Origin of the sequence: Brevundimonas sp. VNH65 (assembly GCF_049445955.1) — a bacterium.
Taxonomy (GTDB): domain Bacteria; phylum Pseudomonadota; class Alphaproteobacteria; order Caulobacterales; family Caulobacteraceae; genus Brevundimonas.
Map to the genome: position 1 here is coordinate 42,301 of NZ_JBMSDX010000013.1, position 14,687 is coordinate 56,987.

Annotated in this window: 18 protein-coding genes and 1 tRNA gene; 6 read left to right on the top strand and 13 right to left on the bottom strand. The window is 65.3% G+C overall.

Features of this window, described 5'->3' with window-relative positions:
• Positions 1-32 precede the first annotated feature (32 nt).
• Together ubiB and ACO2Q1_RS15930 are read right to left on the bottom strand one after the other, a co-directional pair.
• Positions 33-1,613 (bottom strand): 2-polyprenylphenol 6-hydroxylase, encoded by a 1,581-nt coding sequence (ubiB, locus tag ACO2Q1_RS15925; RefSeq protein ID WP_423330474.1) that lies wholly within the window; start codon positions 1,611-1,613, stop codon positions 33-35.
• A 23-nt stretch (positions 1,614-1,636) separates the two neighbouring features.
• The gene (locus tag ACO2Q1_RS15930; protein ID WP_423330475.1) at positions 1,637-2,437 is read right to left on the bottom strand and encodes a class I SAM-dependent methyltransferase; all 801 of its coding nucleotides are present in this window, start codon (positions 2,435-2,437) and stop codon (positions 1,637-1,639) included.
• Between the two features lie 94 nt (positions 2,438-2,531).
• On the opposite strand from ACO2Q1_RS15930, the gene ACO2Q1_RS15935 reads away from it, so the two are divergent.
• Both ACO2Q1_RS15935 and ACO2Q1_RS15940 read left to right on the top strand, forming a co-directional pair.
• Positions 2,532-2,834, top strand: a complete 303-nt coding sequence (locus ACO2Q1_RS15935) for a 4a-hydroxytetrahydrobiopterin dehydratase (RefSeq protein ID WP_423330476.1) — start codon at positions 2,532-2,534, stop codon at positions 2,832-2,834.
• Positions 2,835-2,859: 25 nt separating this feature from the next.
• A complete protein-coding gene (locus ACO2Q1_RS15940; protein ID WP_423330477.1) occupies positions 2,860-3,642 on the top strand; it encodes an SDR family oxidoreductase in 783 nt (260 codons plus the stop codon).
• A 169-nt stretch (positions 3,643-3,811) separates the two neighbouring features.
• Here ACO2Q1_RS15940 and ACO2Q1_RS15945 read toward each other — a convergent pair whose 3' ends face one another.
• From ACO2Q1_RS15945 to ACO2Q1_RS15960, 4 genes are all read right to left on the bottom strand, one after another.
• Positions 3,812-4,282 carry a PaaI family thioesterase gene (locus ACO2Q1_RS15945; RefSeq protein WP_423330478.1) on the bottom strand — a complete coding sequence of 157 codons (471 nt, stop codon included), beginning with the start codon at positions 4,280-4,282 and terminating at the stop codon, positions 3,812-3,814.
• An 80-nt stretch (positions 4,283-4,362) separates the two neighbouring features.
• Positions 4,363-4,935, bottom strand: a complete 573-nt coding sequence (locus tag ACO2Q1_RS15950; RefSeq protein WP_423330479.1) for a DUF3035 domain-containing protein — start codon at positions 4,933-4,935, stop codon at positions 4,363-4,365.
• 76 nt (positions 4,936-5,011) lie between these two features.
• On the bottom strand, positions 5,012-5,551 hold the full coding sequence (lspA, locus tag ACO2Q1_RS15955) for a signal peptidase II (protein WP_423330480.1): 540 nt from the start codon (positions 5,549-5,551) through the stop codon (positions 5,012-5,014).
• Positions 5,552-5,594: 43 nt separating this feature from the next.
• Positions 5,595-6,890, bottom strand: coding sequence for a hypothetical protein (locus tag ACO2Q1_RS15960; RefSeq protein ID WP_423330481.1), 1,296 nt, complete (start codon positions 6,888-6,890; stop codon positions 5,595-5,597).
• A 242-nt stretch (positions 6,891-7,132) separates the two neighbouring features.
• On the opposite strand from ACO2Q1_RS15960, the gene ACO2Q1_RS15965 reads away from it, so the two are divergent.
• Positions 7,133-7,209 (top strand) — tRNA-Arg (locus ACO2Q1_RS15965).
• Between the two features lie 72 nt (positions 7,210-7,281).
• On the opposite strand, the gene ACO2Q1_RS15970 is transcribed toward ACO2Q1_RS15965, so the two are convergent.
• The 7 genes from ACO2Q1_RS15970 to ACO2Q1_RS16000 all read right to left on the bottom strand — a co-directional run bounded on the left by ACO2Q1_RS15970 (position 7,282) and on the right by ACO2Q1_RS16000 (position 12,908).
• Complete coding sequence (locus tag ACO2Q1_RS15970; protein WP_086490862.1) at positions 7,282-7,827, bottom strand: YbaK/EbsC family protein; 546 nt, start codon at positions 7,825-7,827, stop codon at positions 7,282-7,284.
• Positions 7,827-8,567 (bottom strand): SDR family NAD(P)-dependent oxidoreductase, encoded by a 741-nt coding sequence (locus ACO2Q1_RS15975; protein WP_086490861.1) that lies wholly within the window; start codon positions 8,565-8,567, stop codon positions 7,827-7,829. The genes ACO2Q1_RS15970 and ACO2Q1_RS15975 overlap by 1 nt, the downstream gene beginning before the upstream one ends.
• A gap of 8 nt (positions 8,568-8,575) precedes the next feature.
• Entirely contained in the window at positions 8,576-9,934 is a 1,359-nt protein-coding gene (locus ACO2Q1_RS15980) for a PLP-dependent aminotransferase family protein (protein WP_167381820.1), read from the bottom strand.
• 115 nt (positions 9,935-10,049) lie between these two features.
• Entirely contained in the window at positions 10,050-10,940 is an 891-nt protein-coding gene (locus ACO2Q1_RS15985) for an NAD(P)-dependent oxidoreductase (protein ID WP_423330482.1), read from the bottom strand.
• Positions 10,937-11,587 carry a glutathione S-transferase family protein gene (locus tag ACO2Q1_RS15990; protein ID WP_086490858.1) on the bottom strand — a complete coding sequence of 217 codons (651 nt, stop codon included), beginning with the start codon at positions 11,585-11,587 and terminating at the stop codon, positions 10,937-10,939. The genes ACO2Q1_RS15985 and ACO2Q1_RS15990 overlap by 4 nt, the downstream gene beginning before the upstream one ends.
• Positions 11,584-12,360 (bottom strand): isocitrate lyase/PEP mutase family protein, encoded by a 777-nt coding sequence (locus ACO2Q1_RS15995; protein ID WP_086490857.1) that lies wholly within the window; start codon positions 12,358-12,360, stop codon positions 11,584-11,586. Before ACO2Q1_RS15995 ends, ACO2Q1_RS15990 begins: the two co-directional genes overlap by 4 nt.
• 8 nt (positions 12,361-12,368) lie before the next feature.
• Entirely contained in the window at positions 12,369-12,908 is a 540-nt protein-coding gene (locus ACO2Q1_RS16000) for a cupin domain-containing protein (RefSeq protein ID WP_206046154.1), read from the bottom strand.
• 155 nt (positions 12,909-13,063) lie between these two features.
• On the opposite strand from ACO2Q1_RS16000, the gene ACO2Q1_RS16005 reads away from it, so the two are divergent.
• The 3 genes from ACO2Q1_RS16005 to ACO2Q1_RS16015 are packed head-to-tail and all read left to right on the top strand — an operon-like array spanning position 13,064 to position 14,558.
• Positions 13,064-13,480, top strand: coding sequence for a PaaI family thioesterase (locus ACO2Q1_RS16005; protein WP_423330483.1), 417 nt, complete (start codon positions 13,064-13,066; stop codon positions 13,478-13,480).
• Positions 13,481-13,536: 56 nt separating this feature from the next.
• Positions 13,537-14,178: a LysE family translocator gene (locus tag ACO2Q1_RS16010; RefSeq protein WP_086490856.1), complete on the top strand. Its 642-nt coding sequence runs from the start codon at positions 13,537-13,539 to the stop codon at positions 14,176-14,178.
• Positions 14,179-14,228: 50 nt separating this feature from the next.
• Positions 14,229-14,558 carry a DUF1330 domain-containing protein gene (locus tag ACO2Q1_RS16015; protein WP_086490855.1) on the top strand — a complete coding sequence of 110 codons (330 nt, stop codon included), beginning with the start codon at positions 14,229-14,231 and terminating at the stop codon, positions 14,556-14,558.
• Positions 14,559-14,687: the final 129 nt, after the last annotated feature.

Below are 14,687 nucleotides of genomic sequence, written 5' to 3' on the forward strand. Positions count from 1 at the left end.
GCATCAACGGGACACGGACGCCCCGCCAGGGATCAGACCTGGGTGACTGACCAAATCGACAGAACAAGGGCGCCGATCGCGGCGCAGGTTGCGATCACGATACAAGCCGCCAACCATCGCGGCGTTCCCGTCTCGCGAATAACCACCGTCTCGGGGCGGGGCGGATCCTGCACCAGACGGGCAGTGGCGCGCGCCGTGCCGATCAACTCCTTCAGCGCGTCCCGGACCTGGGCGCGAGGCCCCAGTTCGCGCGCGATCCAGCGCTCCACCACCGGCCGGGCGGCCGCCCACAGGTCATGGTCGGGGTTGAGACGCCGCGCCACGCCCTCGACCGACACCATGGTCTTCTGCAGCAGGATCAGTTCCGGCCGCAGATGCATGTCGAACAGGGCGGTGATCTCGAACAACTGGCCCAGCAGCCGCCCCATCGACACCTCGGACGCCTGCTTGCCGATGACAGGCTCCCCGACCGCACGCAGGGCCTGGGCGAAGGCGTCCACCGAATGGTTGGGCGGCACATAGCCGGCCTCGAAATGCACGCGGGCGATGCGCGGATAGTCGCGGGTCAGGAAGCCCCACAGGATTTCCGCCAGATAGCGGCGCTCCCCCTCGCCCAACCGCCCCACGATGCCGAAGTCGACCGCGATCAGTTCCGCCGGGGCCGAGGCGAACAGATTGCCCTCATGCAGGTCCGCGTGAAACACGCCGTGGTCCAGCGCCTGGCCCAGAAAGGCGCGCACCACATTGTCGGCCAGGGCGTCCTTGTCCAGGCCGGGCTGCTCGGCGCAGGCCGGGTCGGTCATGGCCACGCCCCCGGCCCATTCCAGCGTCAGCACCCGTTTGCCGACCCCGTCCCAGATCACGCCCGGCGCCCGCATGTGGCCGAACCCTTCGGCGGCGGACCGGTCCATCACCTCCTTCAGCTCGGAGGCGGCGGCGGCCTCCAGCCGAAGATCCAGCTCCATCCGCATCGACTGGGCCACGGTCTCCACGAAGGCGCGAGGCTCCAGCCGTCGCGCCGGCGGGACCAGACGATTGACCAGACGCGCGCCCAGCCGCATCGCGTCCAGACCCCTGGCCACCCGCCGCTCGATTCCGGGCCTCAAGACCTTGACCGCCACCTTGCGTCCGTCCGCCAGACGGGCCGGATGGGCCTGGGCCAGGGAGGCGGCGGCCACCGCCTCGCCGAACTCCACGAACAGGGCCTCGGCCGGCCGCCCCAGGGAGCGCTCGATTTCGCGCCGCGCCTGGTCGATCGGAAACGGCGGCAAACGATCCTTCAGTCGCCCCAGGTCGGTGGCGAACTCCGTGCCGAAGATGTCGGCCCGTGTGGCCAGCACCTGCCCCAGCTTGACCGCCACCGGTCCCAGATGCTCGAAGGCGCGGCCCAGCCTCTGGCCCGGCCGTCCGTCGCGGCCCTCACGACCGGAGAACAGATGCAGGAAGGCGGCGAACGGCCGCGCCCAGCCCGGCAGCACAGGCGTCACCTCCCTCGGCAGCAGGGCGTCGTGGCGCACCAGCACCCACATCCAGCCGATCAACCGCCAGGCCGCGCTCAGCGGATCGCGAACCGGCTCGGCCCGGGGCGGCTTGGGCGCGATGCGATAGGACATCCGCCGGGACTCCATGGCGTCGCTCAGATCGCCCACCCGAAATGGATCGCCGCGACCCCGCCGGACAGATTGGTCACCGCCACATTGCGGAATCCGGCCGCCTCGATCATCGCCTTGAAGGCGATCTGGTCGGGAAAGCGCCGTATGCTCTCGACCAGATACTGATAGCTGTCGCGATCCCTGGCCACCCACTGGCCGATGGCCGGGATGGCGTTGAAGGACCAGGCGTCATAGGCCCGCCGCACCGGACCGGTCGTCGGCCGCGAAAACTCCAGGCACAGGAACCGACCGCCCGGCTTGAGCACGCGCCGCGCCTCTCGCAGCGCCTGATCGATATGGGCGACGTTGCGGATGCCGAAGCTGATCGAATAGGCGTCGATCGAGGCGTCCGGCAGCGGCAGGTTCATCGCATCCCCGACCGACCAGCTGACTTCGGGCTCGCCCGTGCCTTTCTGCTGGTCCTTGTGCAGACCGGCCAGCACCATCTCGGCGTTATAGTCCATGACGATAACCGAGGCGTCCTCGCCGCCGCGCCGCTGCTGGGCGCGACGAGCCATACGGGCGTATCGCCGGGCCATGTCGCCCGTGCCGCCCGCGACGTCGAGGATGACCTCGCCCGGACGAGGATTCAGCCTGGCCGCCGCCGCGTCCTTCCACAGCCGGTGGACGCCGCCGCTCATCAGGTCGTTCATCAGGTCGTAGCTGGACGCGACGCTGTCGAACACGCCGCGCACCAGCCGGACCTTCTCCTTGTCCCCGACGTCGCGGAAACCGAAGGAGGAGGCCTGATCCTCGGGACGGGAGTGCGGCTGGGAGGCGCTCATGTCAGGGGTTTAGCGGGTCTGGACGCCGCCGTCACCGTCGCCTTGCCGTGTCAGGCCGATCGCGCTACCCCAAGGCCTCAGGGAGTGACACGTCATGGCGCAAGCTGTTGTTGACCTTACGGAAATCCTGAAAGACCTGCCCAGGTGGTCCTCGGCGCCCGGCGATCGTCCGGCGATCGCCCGCTCGCTGACCTTCGCCGATTTCAACACCGCCTTCGCCTTCATGACCCGCGTGGCCCTGCTGGCGGAAAAGATGGATCACCATCCGGAATGGTCCAACGTCTACAATCGCGTCGAGGTGCTGCTGACGACGCATGACGCCGGCGGCGTGACCGAGCTGGATCTGAAGATGGCCCGTTTCATCGACGAGGCTGCGACCGCCCTCGGCGGAAACTGAACGACATCGACAAGGGAGGGACGCCATGGCCGATCGGCTGAAGGGCAAGACGGGTCTGATCACCGGCGCCGCCGGGGGACTGGGCGAGGCGATGGCGCATCGGATGGCCGAGGCGGGCGCGCGCCTGGCCCTGACCGACATCGACACGGCCCGGGCCGAGGCCCTGGCGGCGGCGGTCAATGCGCGCACGCCCGGCGCCGCCGTCGCCTATGGCCATGACGTGGCGTCCGAGGATCAGTGGCGCGACGTGATCGCGCGCGCCGTCGCCGACCTCGGCGGCCTGTCCATCCTGGTCAACAACGCCGGCGTCGGCGGCGCCCTCAGCTGGGTCGAGGAAGACACCGCCGAGAACTGGCAGCGCCAGTACGAGATCAACCTTCGCTCGGTGATGTTCGGCTGCAAGCACGCCATGCCGCACCTGAGGGCCGCCGCGCCTGCCTCGATCATCAACATTTCATCCATCGCCGGTCTGGCCGGGGCGCCGGGCATGGGCGCCTATAACGCCACCAAGGCCGGGGTCTGGATGTACACCAAGACCGTCGCCCTGGAGACCGCCAAGGCCGGGTGGAATGTCCGCTGCAACTCCGTGCATCCGGTCTTCATCAAGACGCCGATCCTGGACCCCTTCATCGCCATGGCCGGCGGCGACGAGGCCAAGGGGCATGAGCGCCTCGCGCGGGGCATCCCCCTGAAACGCATCGGCGAACCCGACGACGTCGCCTGGGCCGTGGTCTATCTGGCGTCGGACGAATCCAAGTTCATCACCGGCTCCGAGTTCAAGATCGACGGCGGCATGACGGCGCAATAGTTGGCGAAGCCGCCTGTTTCTTGTTTGGTGGGCCGCGGTCGTCGGCCCCTCGGGACCTCCCGACCCGACGCGGCCTGGCGCTTCCGCGCGAACCCTCTGGAACCGAGACGATTGCGCTCATGTCGTGAGGCTCCGCGAGCCCAACATAGCGCGGCGCGCCAGCGCCCATTCAATCCGGCGCCATCACCAGACAGGTCGAGGTGGCGCTGGCGTACAGGACGCCATCTACGCCCCGCAGCTCCGCCTGGGAGAAGGCCGCCCGCCGGCCCATCTGCACGATGGTCCCAACCGCGCGCACCGGCGTGTCGGCCCTCAGCGCCTTGTGAAAGACGGTCTTCAGCTCCAGCGTCGTATAGTTCCAGCCGGGCTTGAGCAGGCTGTGGACCGCGCAACCGCAGGCGGAGTCCAGAATGGTCGCCATCCAGCCGCCGTGAACAGTGCCCAGCGGATTATAGACCGCGCGCGTCGGCAGGCCTTCAAAGACCACCCGACTCTCCTCGACCTCGACCAGTTCGAAGCCGACCGTGCGCGCGATGGGCGCCATCGGCGCTTCACCCGACAGACCCAGCCGAAGTTGCTCCACGCCGGACAGCGCGGCGAAATCAATGGTCAGGGCGCCGGTGAGATCAGCGTCGGCCATGGAAGGGTCCCCTGCGAACAGTCAGTTCACAATAAGGACGGACCTGAAATTGGCAAGCGCCGCAGGTGATCCGGCGTGGATCAGAGTCCCGGCAGCTTGATGCCGCGCGACTGGCGCGGCTGGATCACGATGCCCTGGCGCCCGGTCAGGGCCTCGAGCCGCGCCGCCTCGCTGGCCGCGTCGATGACGAGGGGACCGGTCGAAGTCTGGGTCGTGGTCGACGCCTGGCTGGAGGCGTCGTCGCGGCGCCAGAACATGATCCGGTCGGCCCAGCTCTGCTCCTTGTGCGCCAGGCCGCCGAACTCGTCGTCCACGACATAGCGGGCCAGGGGATCGGCGCGGTCGCCGCCGGCGGCCGCCACCAGAGCCTGTTCTCCGCTGGTGCGGGTGATCGCCTGGCGCTGGCCCAGCAGGATCTGACGCGCGGCGCTTTCCGGGGCCAGTTCCTGCGGGCGGGGCTCGCCCGGGTTCGGCGGACGCAGCCCGTACTCCGGCGGGACCGCCAGCGGCGCGGAGGCGACGGTGACGAACTCATTCGGCACCACCTTGGTCAGGCCGATGGCCTCGCGCGTGCCCTGGCAGGCGCCGAGCGAAAGGGCCGACACGGCCACGGCGCCCAGCAGGGCCTTCTGAAGCAAGGGACGAACAGTCATGGCGAACTCGGCTCCGGCGGCGCGCCGCCGCGGGCGCGCGCATCGATCGTCAGGGAACGTCCCTGAAAGCGGCTGATTACGACTTTTCGTGGGCCACGCCAACCTTGGCGCGGCGTTCCGACAGGACGGCGTCGAGGATCAGCAGGGCGACCCCGACGTTGATGGCCGCATCGGCGACGTTGAAAACCCAGGGGAAGAGGCCCGTCTGGGAAAAATCGACGAAGTCGACCACAAAGCCGAAGCGGATGCGATCGATGGCGTTGCCCAGCGCCCCGCCGATGATCAGCCCCACGGCCGAAATCAGCAGCCGCCGGTCGATCCGCGTCGCCCACCAGGCCAGACCGCCCGCCACCAGAACGGCGAAGGCGCTCAACAGCCAGCGCCCTTCGCCCCCGCCGAACAGGCCGAAACTCACCCCCTTGTTCTGGACCATGGTGAAGTCCAGCACCCCGGGAATGACCGAGGCGAAATGGTAACCGACCGGGATGTCGGGAATGGCCGCCATTCCGGCCATGTCCGTGACCGCGACCTTGGTCAGTTGATCAAGGAAGATCACCAGCAGGGCGAAGCCGTAGGCGGCGCAGGCGATTCGCGGAATGGAAAAGCTGTTCTTCATGCGGCGGCCTCGTTAGCAGGCCCTCCGACGATCGCCAAACCCGTCACGGCTGCAGATCGACGGGCAGGATCTGGCTGGACAGAAGACGCCGCATAGACGCCCAGTGATCCGGCCCCTGACGCTCCACCCAGGCCTGAACCAGATCCCGTCCCAGGCCGTAGTTGATGACATAGGAACGATAGGTGTCGATGAAACGCAGGCGCTGCGCCGCCTTGTCCGGCGCGGTCAGGCTGTATTTCGACAGCCGGGCGATCGTCTCCTCCCGCCCGACCCGTCCGGCCAGATAATCGTCGGCGATGGTGTATTCGGCGCGGGCCAGCTGGCGCATCAGGCCCAGAAGCCGGGCCTTCTTCGCCACATCCGCCGGAGCCAGACCGGCCAGGGGCATCAGGACGTCGCGCTCATAGGCGATCGCCTCCTCGCCCGGAAACGCCAGGTCGATGCCATAGTTGGCGCTGCCTTCGGCGATCAGGGACATGGGCGAGAACAGCGGATAGGCGCTCATCTCCACCCAGCCCTTCTCGCGCACGAAGGTCTGCTCCAGCAGGGCGTTGTAGACGTGATGCCCCGGGTACCCTTCGTGACAGCCCAGGTCGATCGCCCGCTCCGTGTGGATCGGAAAGTCGGCGTTGATCTCGATCTTGGACGCCGCCCCGCCCTGATAATAGTTATAGCCCGACCACGGCTTGTCGCCGACGAAGGCCAGGGTGAAGCTTTCATGTTCAGGCAGACGGATGTGCCTGGCCGTGCGCGCGCGGCACTCGGCGATGGCGGCGCGCATCACGACGTCCAGCCGGTCCTTCGGAATGACGAAGGCCTGCCGGAACGCGGTCACACGATCCAGCAGCGGCCCCTCGCCGGGAACCAGGGCGTCGATCCGGGCCAGAACGGCGTCATACTCGGTCAGGGGCCGCAGGTCCGGCCGTATGCCGAACAGGGCCTCGGCCTCGTCGGCGAAACTCAACTTCTCGCCCGACAGCATCCGCAAGCGCGCCGAGGCGGCGTCGACATGGGCCGTCAGATAGGCGCGCCTCTGGCGGTCTTCGGCGTTCAGCGCCTCCGCGTCCACCGCCTCCAGTCGGGCGCCCAGCGCCGCCGCGCCCTCGGCGAGCTGCGACAGGTCGCGCGGCGCGGCCTTGGCCGCCGCCTGCCATTCCGCCGGCCCGTAATAGGCGTCGACATAGCCCGGCTCCCGCTCGCCGATCTCCAGCGTCAAGGCCACATAGTCGCGGGCGATCGCGTCCAGCCCTTCGCCCGTATCGGCGACCTTGGGCGCGGAGGCGCAGGCGGCGATCGACACGGCCAGTCCGGCGGCCAGACCCAGCACCTTCAGCTTCATTGCGCCCTCCATCGGTTCACGTCGGGTTTGCGCTTCCCTTCCGGCCCCGATTGGCTTACCAACCCGGTCCCGGAACGCACCCGTAGCTCAGCTGGATAGAGCGTTGCCCTCCGAAGGCTGCTGTCAACGGGTGATGGGCGGTAAGAGATGAAAAAAAGGAGTTGATTTACAACGGCTTGCAGGAGGCATCGGTAGAGCTTCCAACTCACAGGTTTTCCGCGTAAGCACCGCGTAAGCAACAGGCACCCATAGCTCAGCTGGATAGAGCGCTACCCTCCGAAGGTAGAGGCCTCAGGTTCGAATCCTGATGGGTGCGCCATCTCCCAAGGCGAGATGGCCTTCGACGACCATTACATCACCTGCATAGGCGCAGGGCAGCTCGCTGGAGCGCCTATCGCGTAACGACGTTCGCAGCGGAGCGTTCGTAACCTGAGCCTTCAAGCTGCGTGGGGCCTGATCCCTTAGCCGATCCGGACTTAGCGTGGCAGGCATCAACCCACCTTGCGTTCGTGATGTCCGCCAAACGCGCTGGACTGATCTTGATCGCAGCATCGATGTCACCAGCCGCCGGCAGAACCAACGGGTGCGCCTGCAGGGAGACATCACAGTAGATGTCGAGCGGCGACGGCAGGCCGAACGGACACACGCCGCCAACCGGGTGGCCGGTCAGCGCCTCCACCTCCTCGCGGGGCAGCATTCTCGTCCGACCACCAAAAGCATTCTTCGCCTTTCCGTTGTCTAGGCGAGCGTCTCCCGCGGCGACGAGCAGGAACGCTCGGCCGCCGGCTTCAAGCGTGAGCGTCTTCGCGATCTGTGATGGCGAAACGCCATGCACGCGGGCAGCTTCCTCGACAGTAGCCGTATTCGCCCGTGTTCGGATGACCTCGATATCCGGCGCCGCTTGACGCAAAAACTCCCGAACGCCCTCGACGCTCACTAGAGGCCGCCCGCCACGCGCAATACCGTAGCGTTCACATAGGAAGCCTCGTCGGACAACAACCAGAGAACCGCAGCCGCGATCTCGCTAGCCTCGCCCGGGCGGCCGACCGGTATCCGGGCTGCGACGCGTGCGGGTCGATCGGGCTCCCCCGCCGCTGCATGGATTTCCGTTAGCACCGTCCCTGGCGAGACAGCGTTGATACGGATTCCCTTCGGAGCGAGCTCCTTGCCGAGGCCGACCGTAAATGCCTCCACACCCGCTTTAGTCGCCGCGTAGTGCACATACTCGCCTGGTGCGCCAAGGGTCGCGGCGATCGAAGAGATATTGACCATTCGCCCCGGGGTTCCGCGGGCCAGCCAGCGTCTTGCCGCCTCTTGGGCAAGCCACATCGTCCCTAGAAGATTGACGTCCAACGTGCGCTTCAGCGTGTCCGACGTCGCATCGACGAAAGCGCCTAGAGGTCCGGTGACACCGGCATTGTTGACTACCATCGTGACTTGGCCGAGCTGCTTCTCGGCCTCGTCCATAAATCTGCTTGCCGCTCCGGGATCGGCAACGTCACAGCGTACGGCGATGACACGGTGCTCGTGCTTCAGGCCGGAGACAAGCCTGTTGGCCGCCTCATCGTCGGCTTGGTACGAGAAAGCCACTGCGATGCCGCGCATGGCCGCACCTCGCACGATCTCGGCACCGATGCCGCGCCCTCCACCTGTTACGATCAACGCATGCTGGGTCATGGGATGCCTCAGATGATCACTTCTTCGGGTTCGGTGCGCAGCGTCGCCACGGTTCGCAGCGCCTTCTCGAGATCGTCCCGGCTCGTTGTGGCCATGATGGAGAGCCTGATCCCGCCTCCGCTCTCGCCACCGACATAGGATGCGTCAGGCGGCGTGAGGCGGACGCCATGATCGCTCGACAAGCGCGCGAGCTTCGCAGCCTGGATCGCAGGCATGGGGAGCCACAGGTGCGGTGCGCCGCCGGGCATGGGGACGGAATCGAGCGCCAAGACGCGCTGCGCGAGTTGGAGGCGCGCTTTGGCCTCCGTGCGCAGGATCGAAGCTACGGTCGTGTCCGCACCAACTTCGATGAGCGCGCATCCCATCTCCATTCCATGGGGAGAGGCCCCCCATACGACGGCGCCGACAGCTTTAGCTATGCTTGCTCGCCGCTGCTCAGGCGGCGCGATCACTCCCACGCGGAGCAGCGGCGTCAGGCACTTCGACAGGCTGTTCAGATAGTATGTGCGCGAAGGCGCAAGTTCCTTGAACGTCGGCCCGCCTTTCGCCGCGTAAACCGAATAGATGTCGTCTTCGACGATCCACGCATCATGCTTTTCGGCTACGGCCAGAACAGCTCTGCGGCGGCTTTCGTCCATCTCGAAACCGAGAGGATTGTGGCAGACCGGAGTTAGATAGATGATCTTGGCGCCGCTGGTCGCGAGCGTGCGGTCCAGGTCATCAGGATCGATGCCGTTGTCATCATGCAGGACCGGCAGCATCTCCATGTCGAGCGCGCGCGCCGCCGCCAGGGCGCCGGGATAGGTAGCGCCTTCGGTCGCGATCAGGCGTGACGTATGCCGCAGGTCCTGAAACGCCAGAAAGATGCCGTGCTGGACGCCGACGGTGGCGATCAGCTCATCTTCATCGAGCTTCAGGCGAGTTCGGGTGAGCCATCCAGCGAAGGTTCGCCGCTGCTCCGCCGTTCCGCGCTGCGCCGCGTAGCCCCCATGAGGAAGGGCAAGAGACCGGCGCATCGCCCGCTCTGCCGCTTCACGGAACTTCTCCTCGGGAATGACCGGCGGCGGTCCGTTGACTGCAAGGTCGATGACGCCGTTGCTGACCGGTGCGATGCGTACATCATTTACGAAGGTGCCGCGGCCGACTTCGCCCCGCAGGATGCCGCGCCCGCTGAGAAGATCGAGCGCCTTCGTAACCGTTCCGATCGCGACTCCAGCCTGTTGCGCCAATTCTCGATGCGTAGGCAAGCGGTCGCCAGGCTGGTAGCGCCGAGCGCCAATAAGTTGCTCGACGGCGATCGCAAGCCGCTCGTGCAGAGCTCCTGGCACATCCGGAAGCTGGATTTTCGGGGTCTGAGCGCTAGCCACAAAATCTCGCAATACAATTTTCGGAATTGTACTACATCGCAGCTTGGGGAAGCAAGGCATAGCCCCAATCGGCAAGGCAGGTCCTGCGGGACCCGTTGGAGGGAGCATCCTTACGCTAGGCACCGACCTTCTCCCGAAGCCGACGGGCGTCGAAGACAGATGCGACTGCTGCCATATCGGCGCCGGACTCTCCCGCGCTGACGATCTCGTCGAACAAATCGAAGCAGGCATGGAGTAAAGGCGATGTCGCTCCGACCTGCGAGATGGCGTCGTCGATGAGCTTAATGTTCTTCAGCACGTCCGCAGTTGTGGCCTGCGGTGTCCAATCACGGCTCGCGAGTTTTCCAGCTTTGACGCGGGAAACGCTGCTGGCCATCGGCGTCGCGTCGAGCACGTCGCGGAATGCGGCTGGATCTAGGCCAGCCGCATCTGCAAAGTGAAATGCCTCGGCCAGACCCGATACCATGACGATCATGAAGTGGTTGACCGCCAGCTTCATCGTCAGACCGCCGGGTATAGCCCCGCAATCGAACGTCTCACGACAGATTGGCTGTAAGATCCCTCGCGCTTCGGCGACGTCGGCAGGGCTTCCTGCGACCATCGCCACAAGCTGCTTGTCTTGCGCCTGCTGCTTCGAGCCGGAGACCGGCGCTTCGACGTATCGCCCACCTGCGCGCTCGATTGCTTGCGCGAGCCGGGCTGAGTAGACTGGCGAAGCCGTCCCGGTGCTGATGACGAGCTTTCCACCGACCATTTTGGCGAAGGCGGATGAGTACGGCTGCAGCACAGCGTCGATAGCGTCGGGCGTAGCAAGCATCATGATCACGGTTTCGCAGGCAGCAAAGACCTCGGCGGGTGTTGCCGCTGCGGTCGCGCCGGCAGCAACAAGCTCGCTGACCTTCCCGGGCGATCTGTTCCAAACCAACATGGGTATGTCGGCCGCCAAGAGATTGAGGGCCATGGGCGTCCCCATGAGCCCCACGCCGAGGAAGCCGAGAGGTTTCATGGCCAGAGTGGTGCGTGAGCTAGAGGCGCGGCGAGGCTGGCGTGTGGCCAACGACGAAACGTCGGAAGCGCCTCGGCGCTTTCGCGGAAGGCGTTGAGTTTGTCGAACGACCCTCTTTCCCAAATGTCGGGAATGCGGTTCTGCATGAACGTGCAAACCACCGAGAGTGTAATGCCCGCCATGTTCAGGCGGTCGGCTTCAAGCCACAGCGGCGCATCTTCGACCAGCGACTCTAGTTGCTCGCACGCAGCGTTCACCTGCCCCGTGACGCGATCGATCCAATCGGCGAACTGCTTCTCGGCGGGTCGCAGCTCGCGCTCATAGACGAGCTGCACGGTCTTATCGCAAGTCGTCTGGGCCATCCCAAGAACGCTCGCCGCTGCGCGCAGGTCGGCATCGGATTCGGGCCAGAGGCTGCGGCTGCGGTCGGCGCGGTCGAAATACTCGATGATCACATGAGAGTCGGTGAGCATCGTCTGGTCGTCGAGGAAGAGCGTCGGCGCGCGCACCACCGGGTTGAGCGCCTTGAACTCCGCCAGATGCGAGAAGACGGAGATGGGGACGTGTTCAAACTCCAGCCCCATTTCTGTCAGGCTGATCGCGACCCGTCGGGTATAGGGCGACGTAAGCATGCCGATCAGCTTCATGGCGTAGTGCTCCCCGAGAGGCCGGCTCGCACGTCCTGGGCGGCGGCTACGATTGTCTGATGGGCCAAACGTGCCAGCGAACCGGCCAAGCTGATGCGGCCGACGCCAACACTGGCCACGTCCCCTGCAGACATCTTTGGGTCCGCGGGGTAGACGATCACGCTGACGGGCTTCGACACCGCGTTGCAGACGGCTCTAATCGCCTCCAGATCAGGGAGGCCCGGTGCAAACAGAACGTCAGCACCAGCGGCCTCAAAGGCCTTCAGCCGGGAAACAGTGTCGTCGAGATCCGGCCGTCCATGAAGAAAGTTCTCAGCACGGGCCGTGACTACGAGGTCGCCGGCCGCGCGCGCCGCATCGACGGCGGCTTTCACCCGAGCCGTTGCATGGTCGAGCTCGTAAATAGGCTGTTCGGGCCGGCCGGATGCGTCCTCGACCGAAGCGCCAGCGAGTCCCGCCCGAATCGCAGAGACCATGAGCGAGGCGCAGTCATCCGCGCTGTCGCCGAAGCAGTTCTCGAAATCCGCAGAAACGGGGATGTCGACGGCGGCAGCTATTGCGGTCGCGGCGAGGACGGAAGCCAATCGGCCTACTTCTCCGTCGCGCACGCCATGATCGAGCGCCAGCCCGCCGCTGGTCGTCGCGATCGCTTCGAACCCGGCGTTAGCCATGGCGATGGCGGTGCCGGCAGACCAGATGTTTGGCATCACTACGGGCGAGCCGGGTTGGTGTAGGGCTCTGAATGCTCGGACTTTGTCGGCTTGAGTACGCATGATCCCCCTCAGTATGGTTCGCCGTTCTTGTGCATGAAGCGCCAGCCACTGCGATCGCGAACAGCGGTGATGTCGTCCGCAGGGTAGCTAACCTCGTCCCCTTCGCTTCGGTCACCGACTTCCAGGAATGTCGCCTCACGCGGTGAGCGGTTCTCGAGATGATGGCTCGTTCCCGCCGCCGGGAAGCCGACGCACATCCCTGCCGTCATGACGTGGAGGTCAGCGCCGCTCACCAAGGTGAGTTCACCGCTGACCACATAGACAAACTCGTCCTGCTTGCTGTGGATATGCTGGAGCGCGGAAACCGCGCCTGGCGACAGCGTCGTGAGATTCACGCCGAAGTTGGACAGGCCGAACGCATCGCCCAGCGGGCGTTTCGTCCGACCACTCATGCGCTGAGCGAATGGTGCCGGATAGTTGGAAGGCTTAGTCCGCGGCGGCATTTCACTAGCCGCGGCAGGAGCCCGCAGTCGGCTCGCGCCTGCGGTCTCAACGCCGGGCCGCTCGCTGGGCGCGTCGACTCGCGCGTCAGGAACTTTCTGATCCATCACACCCTCGATCGCCTCTCGGCCGTCGCTCTCGAGACAGCTCTGCTGGCAGAGCAAAGCTTGCATAATTGCTCACTCTGTTCAATCATAATTGTATCGATTGCTCACGATTCGGCATGTGCCGCGAGCTTCAGGGGGTGATGATGACACCGGGGTTGGACGATGACCTTGTGAGCCGCGTCACCGAGAGCTTCGGGCGACAGGCGTTCATGCAGCATATCGGAGCGTCGCTCGAGGAGGTCGCCGCTGGCCGCGTCGTGTTGCGGTTACCTTTCGATGCCCGTCTGACTCAGCAGAACGGGCTGTTCCACGGCGGCGTCATAGCGACGATCGCAGACGTGGCTGGTGGCTATGCCGGCTACAGCCTGTTCGAGGCAGGCACCGACGTGCTCACCGTGGAATTCAAGCTCAACTTGCTTGCACCGGCGAGAGGAGCGTTTCTGACGGCGCATGGCCAGGTGCTCAAGAGCGGCCGCACGCTGACGATCTGCGCGCTTAAAGTGTTCGACCACCACGAAGCCGGCGAGCGGCTCTGCGCCGCAGGCCAGCAAACTTTGATCAAGTTGAAGTAGGTCGATGCGATCTGCTGCCAGCTCGTGCTCACAAACCAAATTGAGGCACTAAGGTAATGCCAGAGATCACCAGCCTCGGCGCGTTCGCGATTGTTGCGGTGGGATTATCCCTCAGCCCTGGTCCGAACATGGCCTATCTCATTTCGCGCACGATCGTTCAGGGGCGCACCGCCGGTCTCGTTTCGCTAGCTGGCGTGCTTGCCGGCTTTGTCTTCTACATGCTCTGCGCGGCATTCGGGATTACGGCGCTGCTGTTAGCTGTCCCGTTCGCATACGACGCCATCAGGGTGGCGGGGGCCGCTTACCTGCTGTGGCTAGCTTGGCAGGCGGTCCGGCCTGGGGGCCGCTCGCTGTTTGAGGTTCATGACCTCCCGCATGACAGCCAATCGCGCCTCTTTTGGATGGGCCTCCTGACTAATCTCCTCAATCCGAAAATCGCTGTGATGTACCTTTCTCTGCTTCCCCAATTCGTCGCGCCGGATCACGGCGCGATACTGGGCCAGACGCTGGTTCTCGGATCGGTGCAAATCTTGATCAGCATGATGATCAATGGCCTCGTCATATTGTTTGCGGGAAGCGTTGCCCGTCAACTGCGCGCTCGTCCGAAGTGGGTTGCTGCGCAGCGCTGGGCCATGGGCGCGGTTCTCGCGTCACTCTCCCTGCGGATGATCTTCGACAGCAGAGCGAAGATCGGCTGACGCGATCGGCCCGCGAAGTCATTCCCTAACAAGACAGCGAGAGGTGCAGTTTGTCCGTCTACTTCATTGCTCAATTGAGCTTCACTGAGGTGGAAGCGTACCGGCGTTATATGGACGCCTTTCCGTCAGTTTTCGCTCGCCACGGTGGCCGGGTGCTCGTCGCGGACGAGGCACCGATCCTGCTCGAGGGCGCACTCAAGCCTGATAAAGTGGTCGTCCTGGAATTCTCCGGTGAGGCAGAGGCTTCTCGCCTTCTGAACGATCCGGACTATCAACGCATCAGCCTCGATCGCAAGGCGGGCGCGGACGCTGTCGTCGTGATGGTCCGTGGATCGGCTCGCAATCTCGTCGCGCCGGCGCGAGTGGAACGCAGCTCGTGAGGGCTGACGTGACCCCCTGAAACTCCTCCAGGAATAGCTAGAGTCCGCCCTAACAAAGGACGGACACAATGAAGCGATCAAGGTTCACGGAAGAGCAGATCATCGGGATCCTGCGGGAGCAGGAGGCCG

What these genes read in the sequence shown, in the direction of transcription:
- ubiB (WP_423330474.1), bottom strand. Translation starts at nt 1,613, where the DNA reads ATGTCCTATCGCATCGCGCCCAAGCCGCCCCGGGCCGAGCCGGTTCGC.
- ACO2Q1_RS15930 (WP_423330475.1), bottom strand. Translation starts at nt 2,437, where the DNA reads ATGAGCGCCTCCCAGCCGCACTCCCGTCCCGAGGATCAGGCCTCCTCC.
- ACO2Q1_RS15935 (WP_423330476.1), top strand. Translation starts at nt 2,532, where the DNA reads ATGGCGCAAGCTGTTGTTGACCTTACGGAAATCCTGAAAGACCTGCCC.
- ACO2Q1_RS15940 (WP_423330477.1), top strand. Translation starts at nt 2,860, where the DNA reads ATGGCCGATCGGCTGAAGGGCAAGACGGGTCTGATCACCGGCGCCGCC.
- ACO2Q1_RS15945 (WP_423330478.1), bottom strand. Translation starts at nt 4,282, where the DNA reads ATGGCCGACGCTGATCTCACCGGCGCCCTGACCATTGATTTCGCCGCG.
- ACO2Q1_RS15950 (WP_423330479.1), bottom strand. Translation starts at nt 4,935, where the DNA reads ATGACTGTTCGTCCCTTGCTTCAGAAGGCCCTGCTGGGCGCCGTGGCC.
- lspA (WP_423330480.1), bottom strand. Translation starts at nt 5,551, where the DNA reads ATGAAGAACAGCTTTTCCATTCCGCGAATCGCCTGCGCCGCCTACGGC.
- ACO2Q1_RS15960 (WP_423330481.1), bottom strand. Translation starts at nt 6,890, where the DNA reads ATGAAGCTGAAGGTGCTGGGTCTGGCCGCCGGACTGGCCGTGTCGATC.
- ACO2Q1_RS15975 (WP_086490861.1), bottom strand. Translation starts at nt 8,567, where the DNA reads ATGACCCAGCATGCGTTGATCGTAACAGGTGGAGGGCGCGGCATCGGT.
- ACO2Q1_RS15985 (WP_423330482.1), bottom strand. Translation starts at nt 10,940, where the DNA reads ATGAAACCTCTCGGCTTCCTCGGCGTGGGGCTCATGGGGACGCCCATG.
- ACO2Q1_RS15990 (WP_086490858.1), bottom strand. Translation starts at nt 11,587, where the DNA reads ATGAAGCTGATCGGCATGCTTACGTCGCCCTATACCCGACGGGTCGCG.
- ACO2Q1_RS15995 (WP_086490857.1), bottom strand. Translation starts at nt 12,360, where the DNA reads ATGCGTACTCAAGCCGACAAAGTCCGAGCATTCAGAGCCCTACACCAA.
- ACO2Q1_RS16000 (WP_206046154.1), bottom strand. Translation starts at nt 12,908, where the DNA reads ATGGATCAGAAAGTTCCTGACGCGCGAGTCGACGCGCCCAGCGAGCGG.
- ACO2Q1_RS16010 (WP_086490856.1), top strand. Translation starts at nt 13,537, where the DNA reads ATGCCAGAGATCACCAGCCTCGGCGCGTTCGCGATTGTTGCGGTGGGA.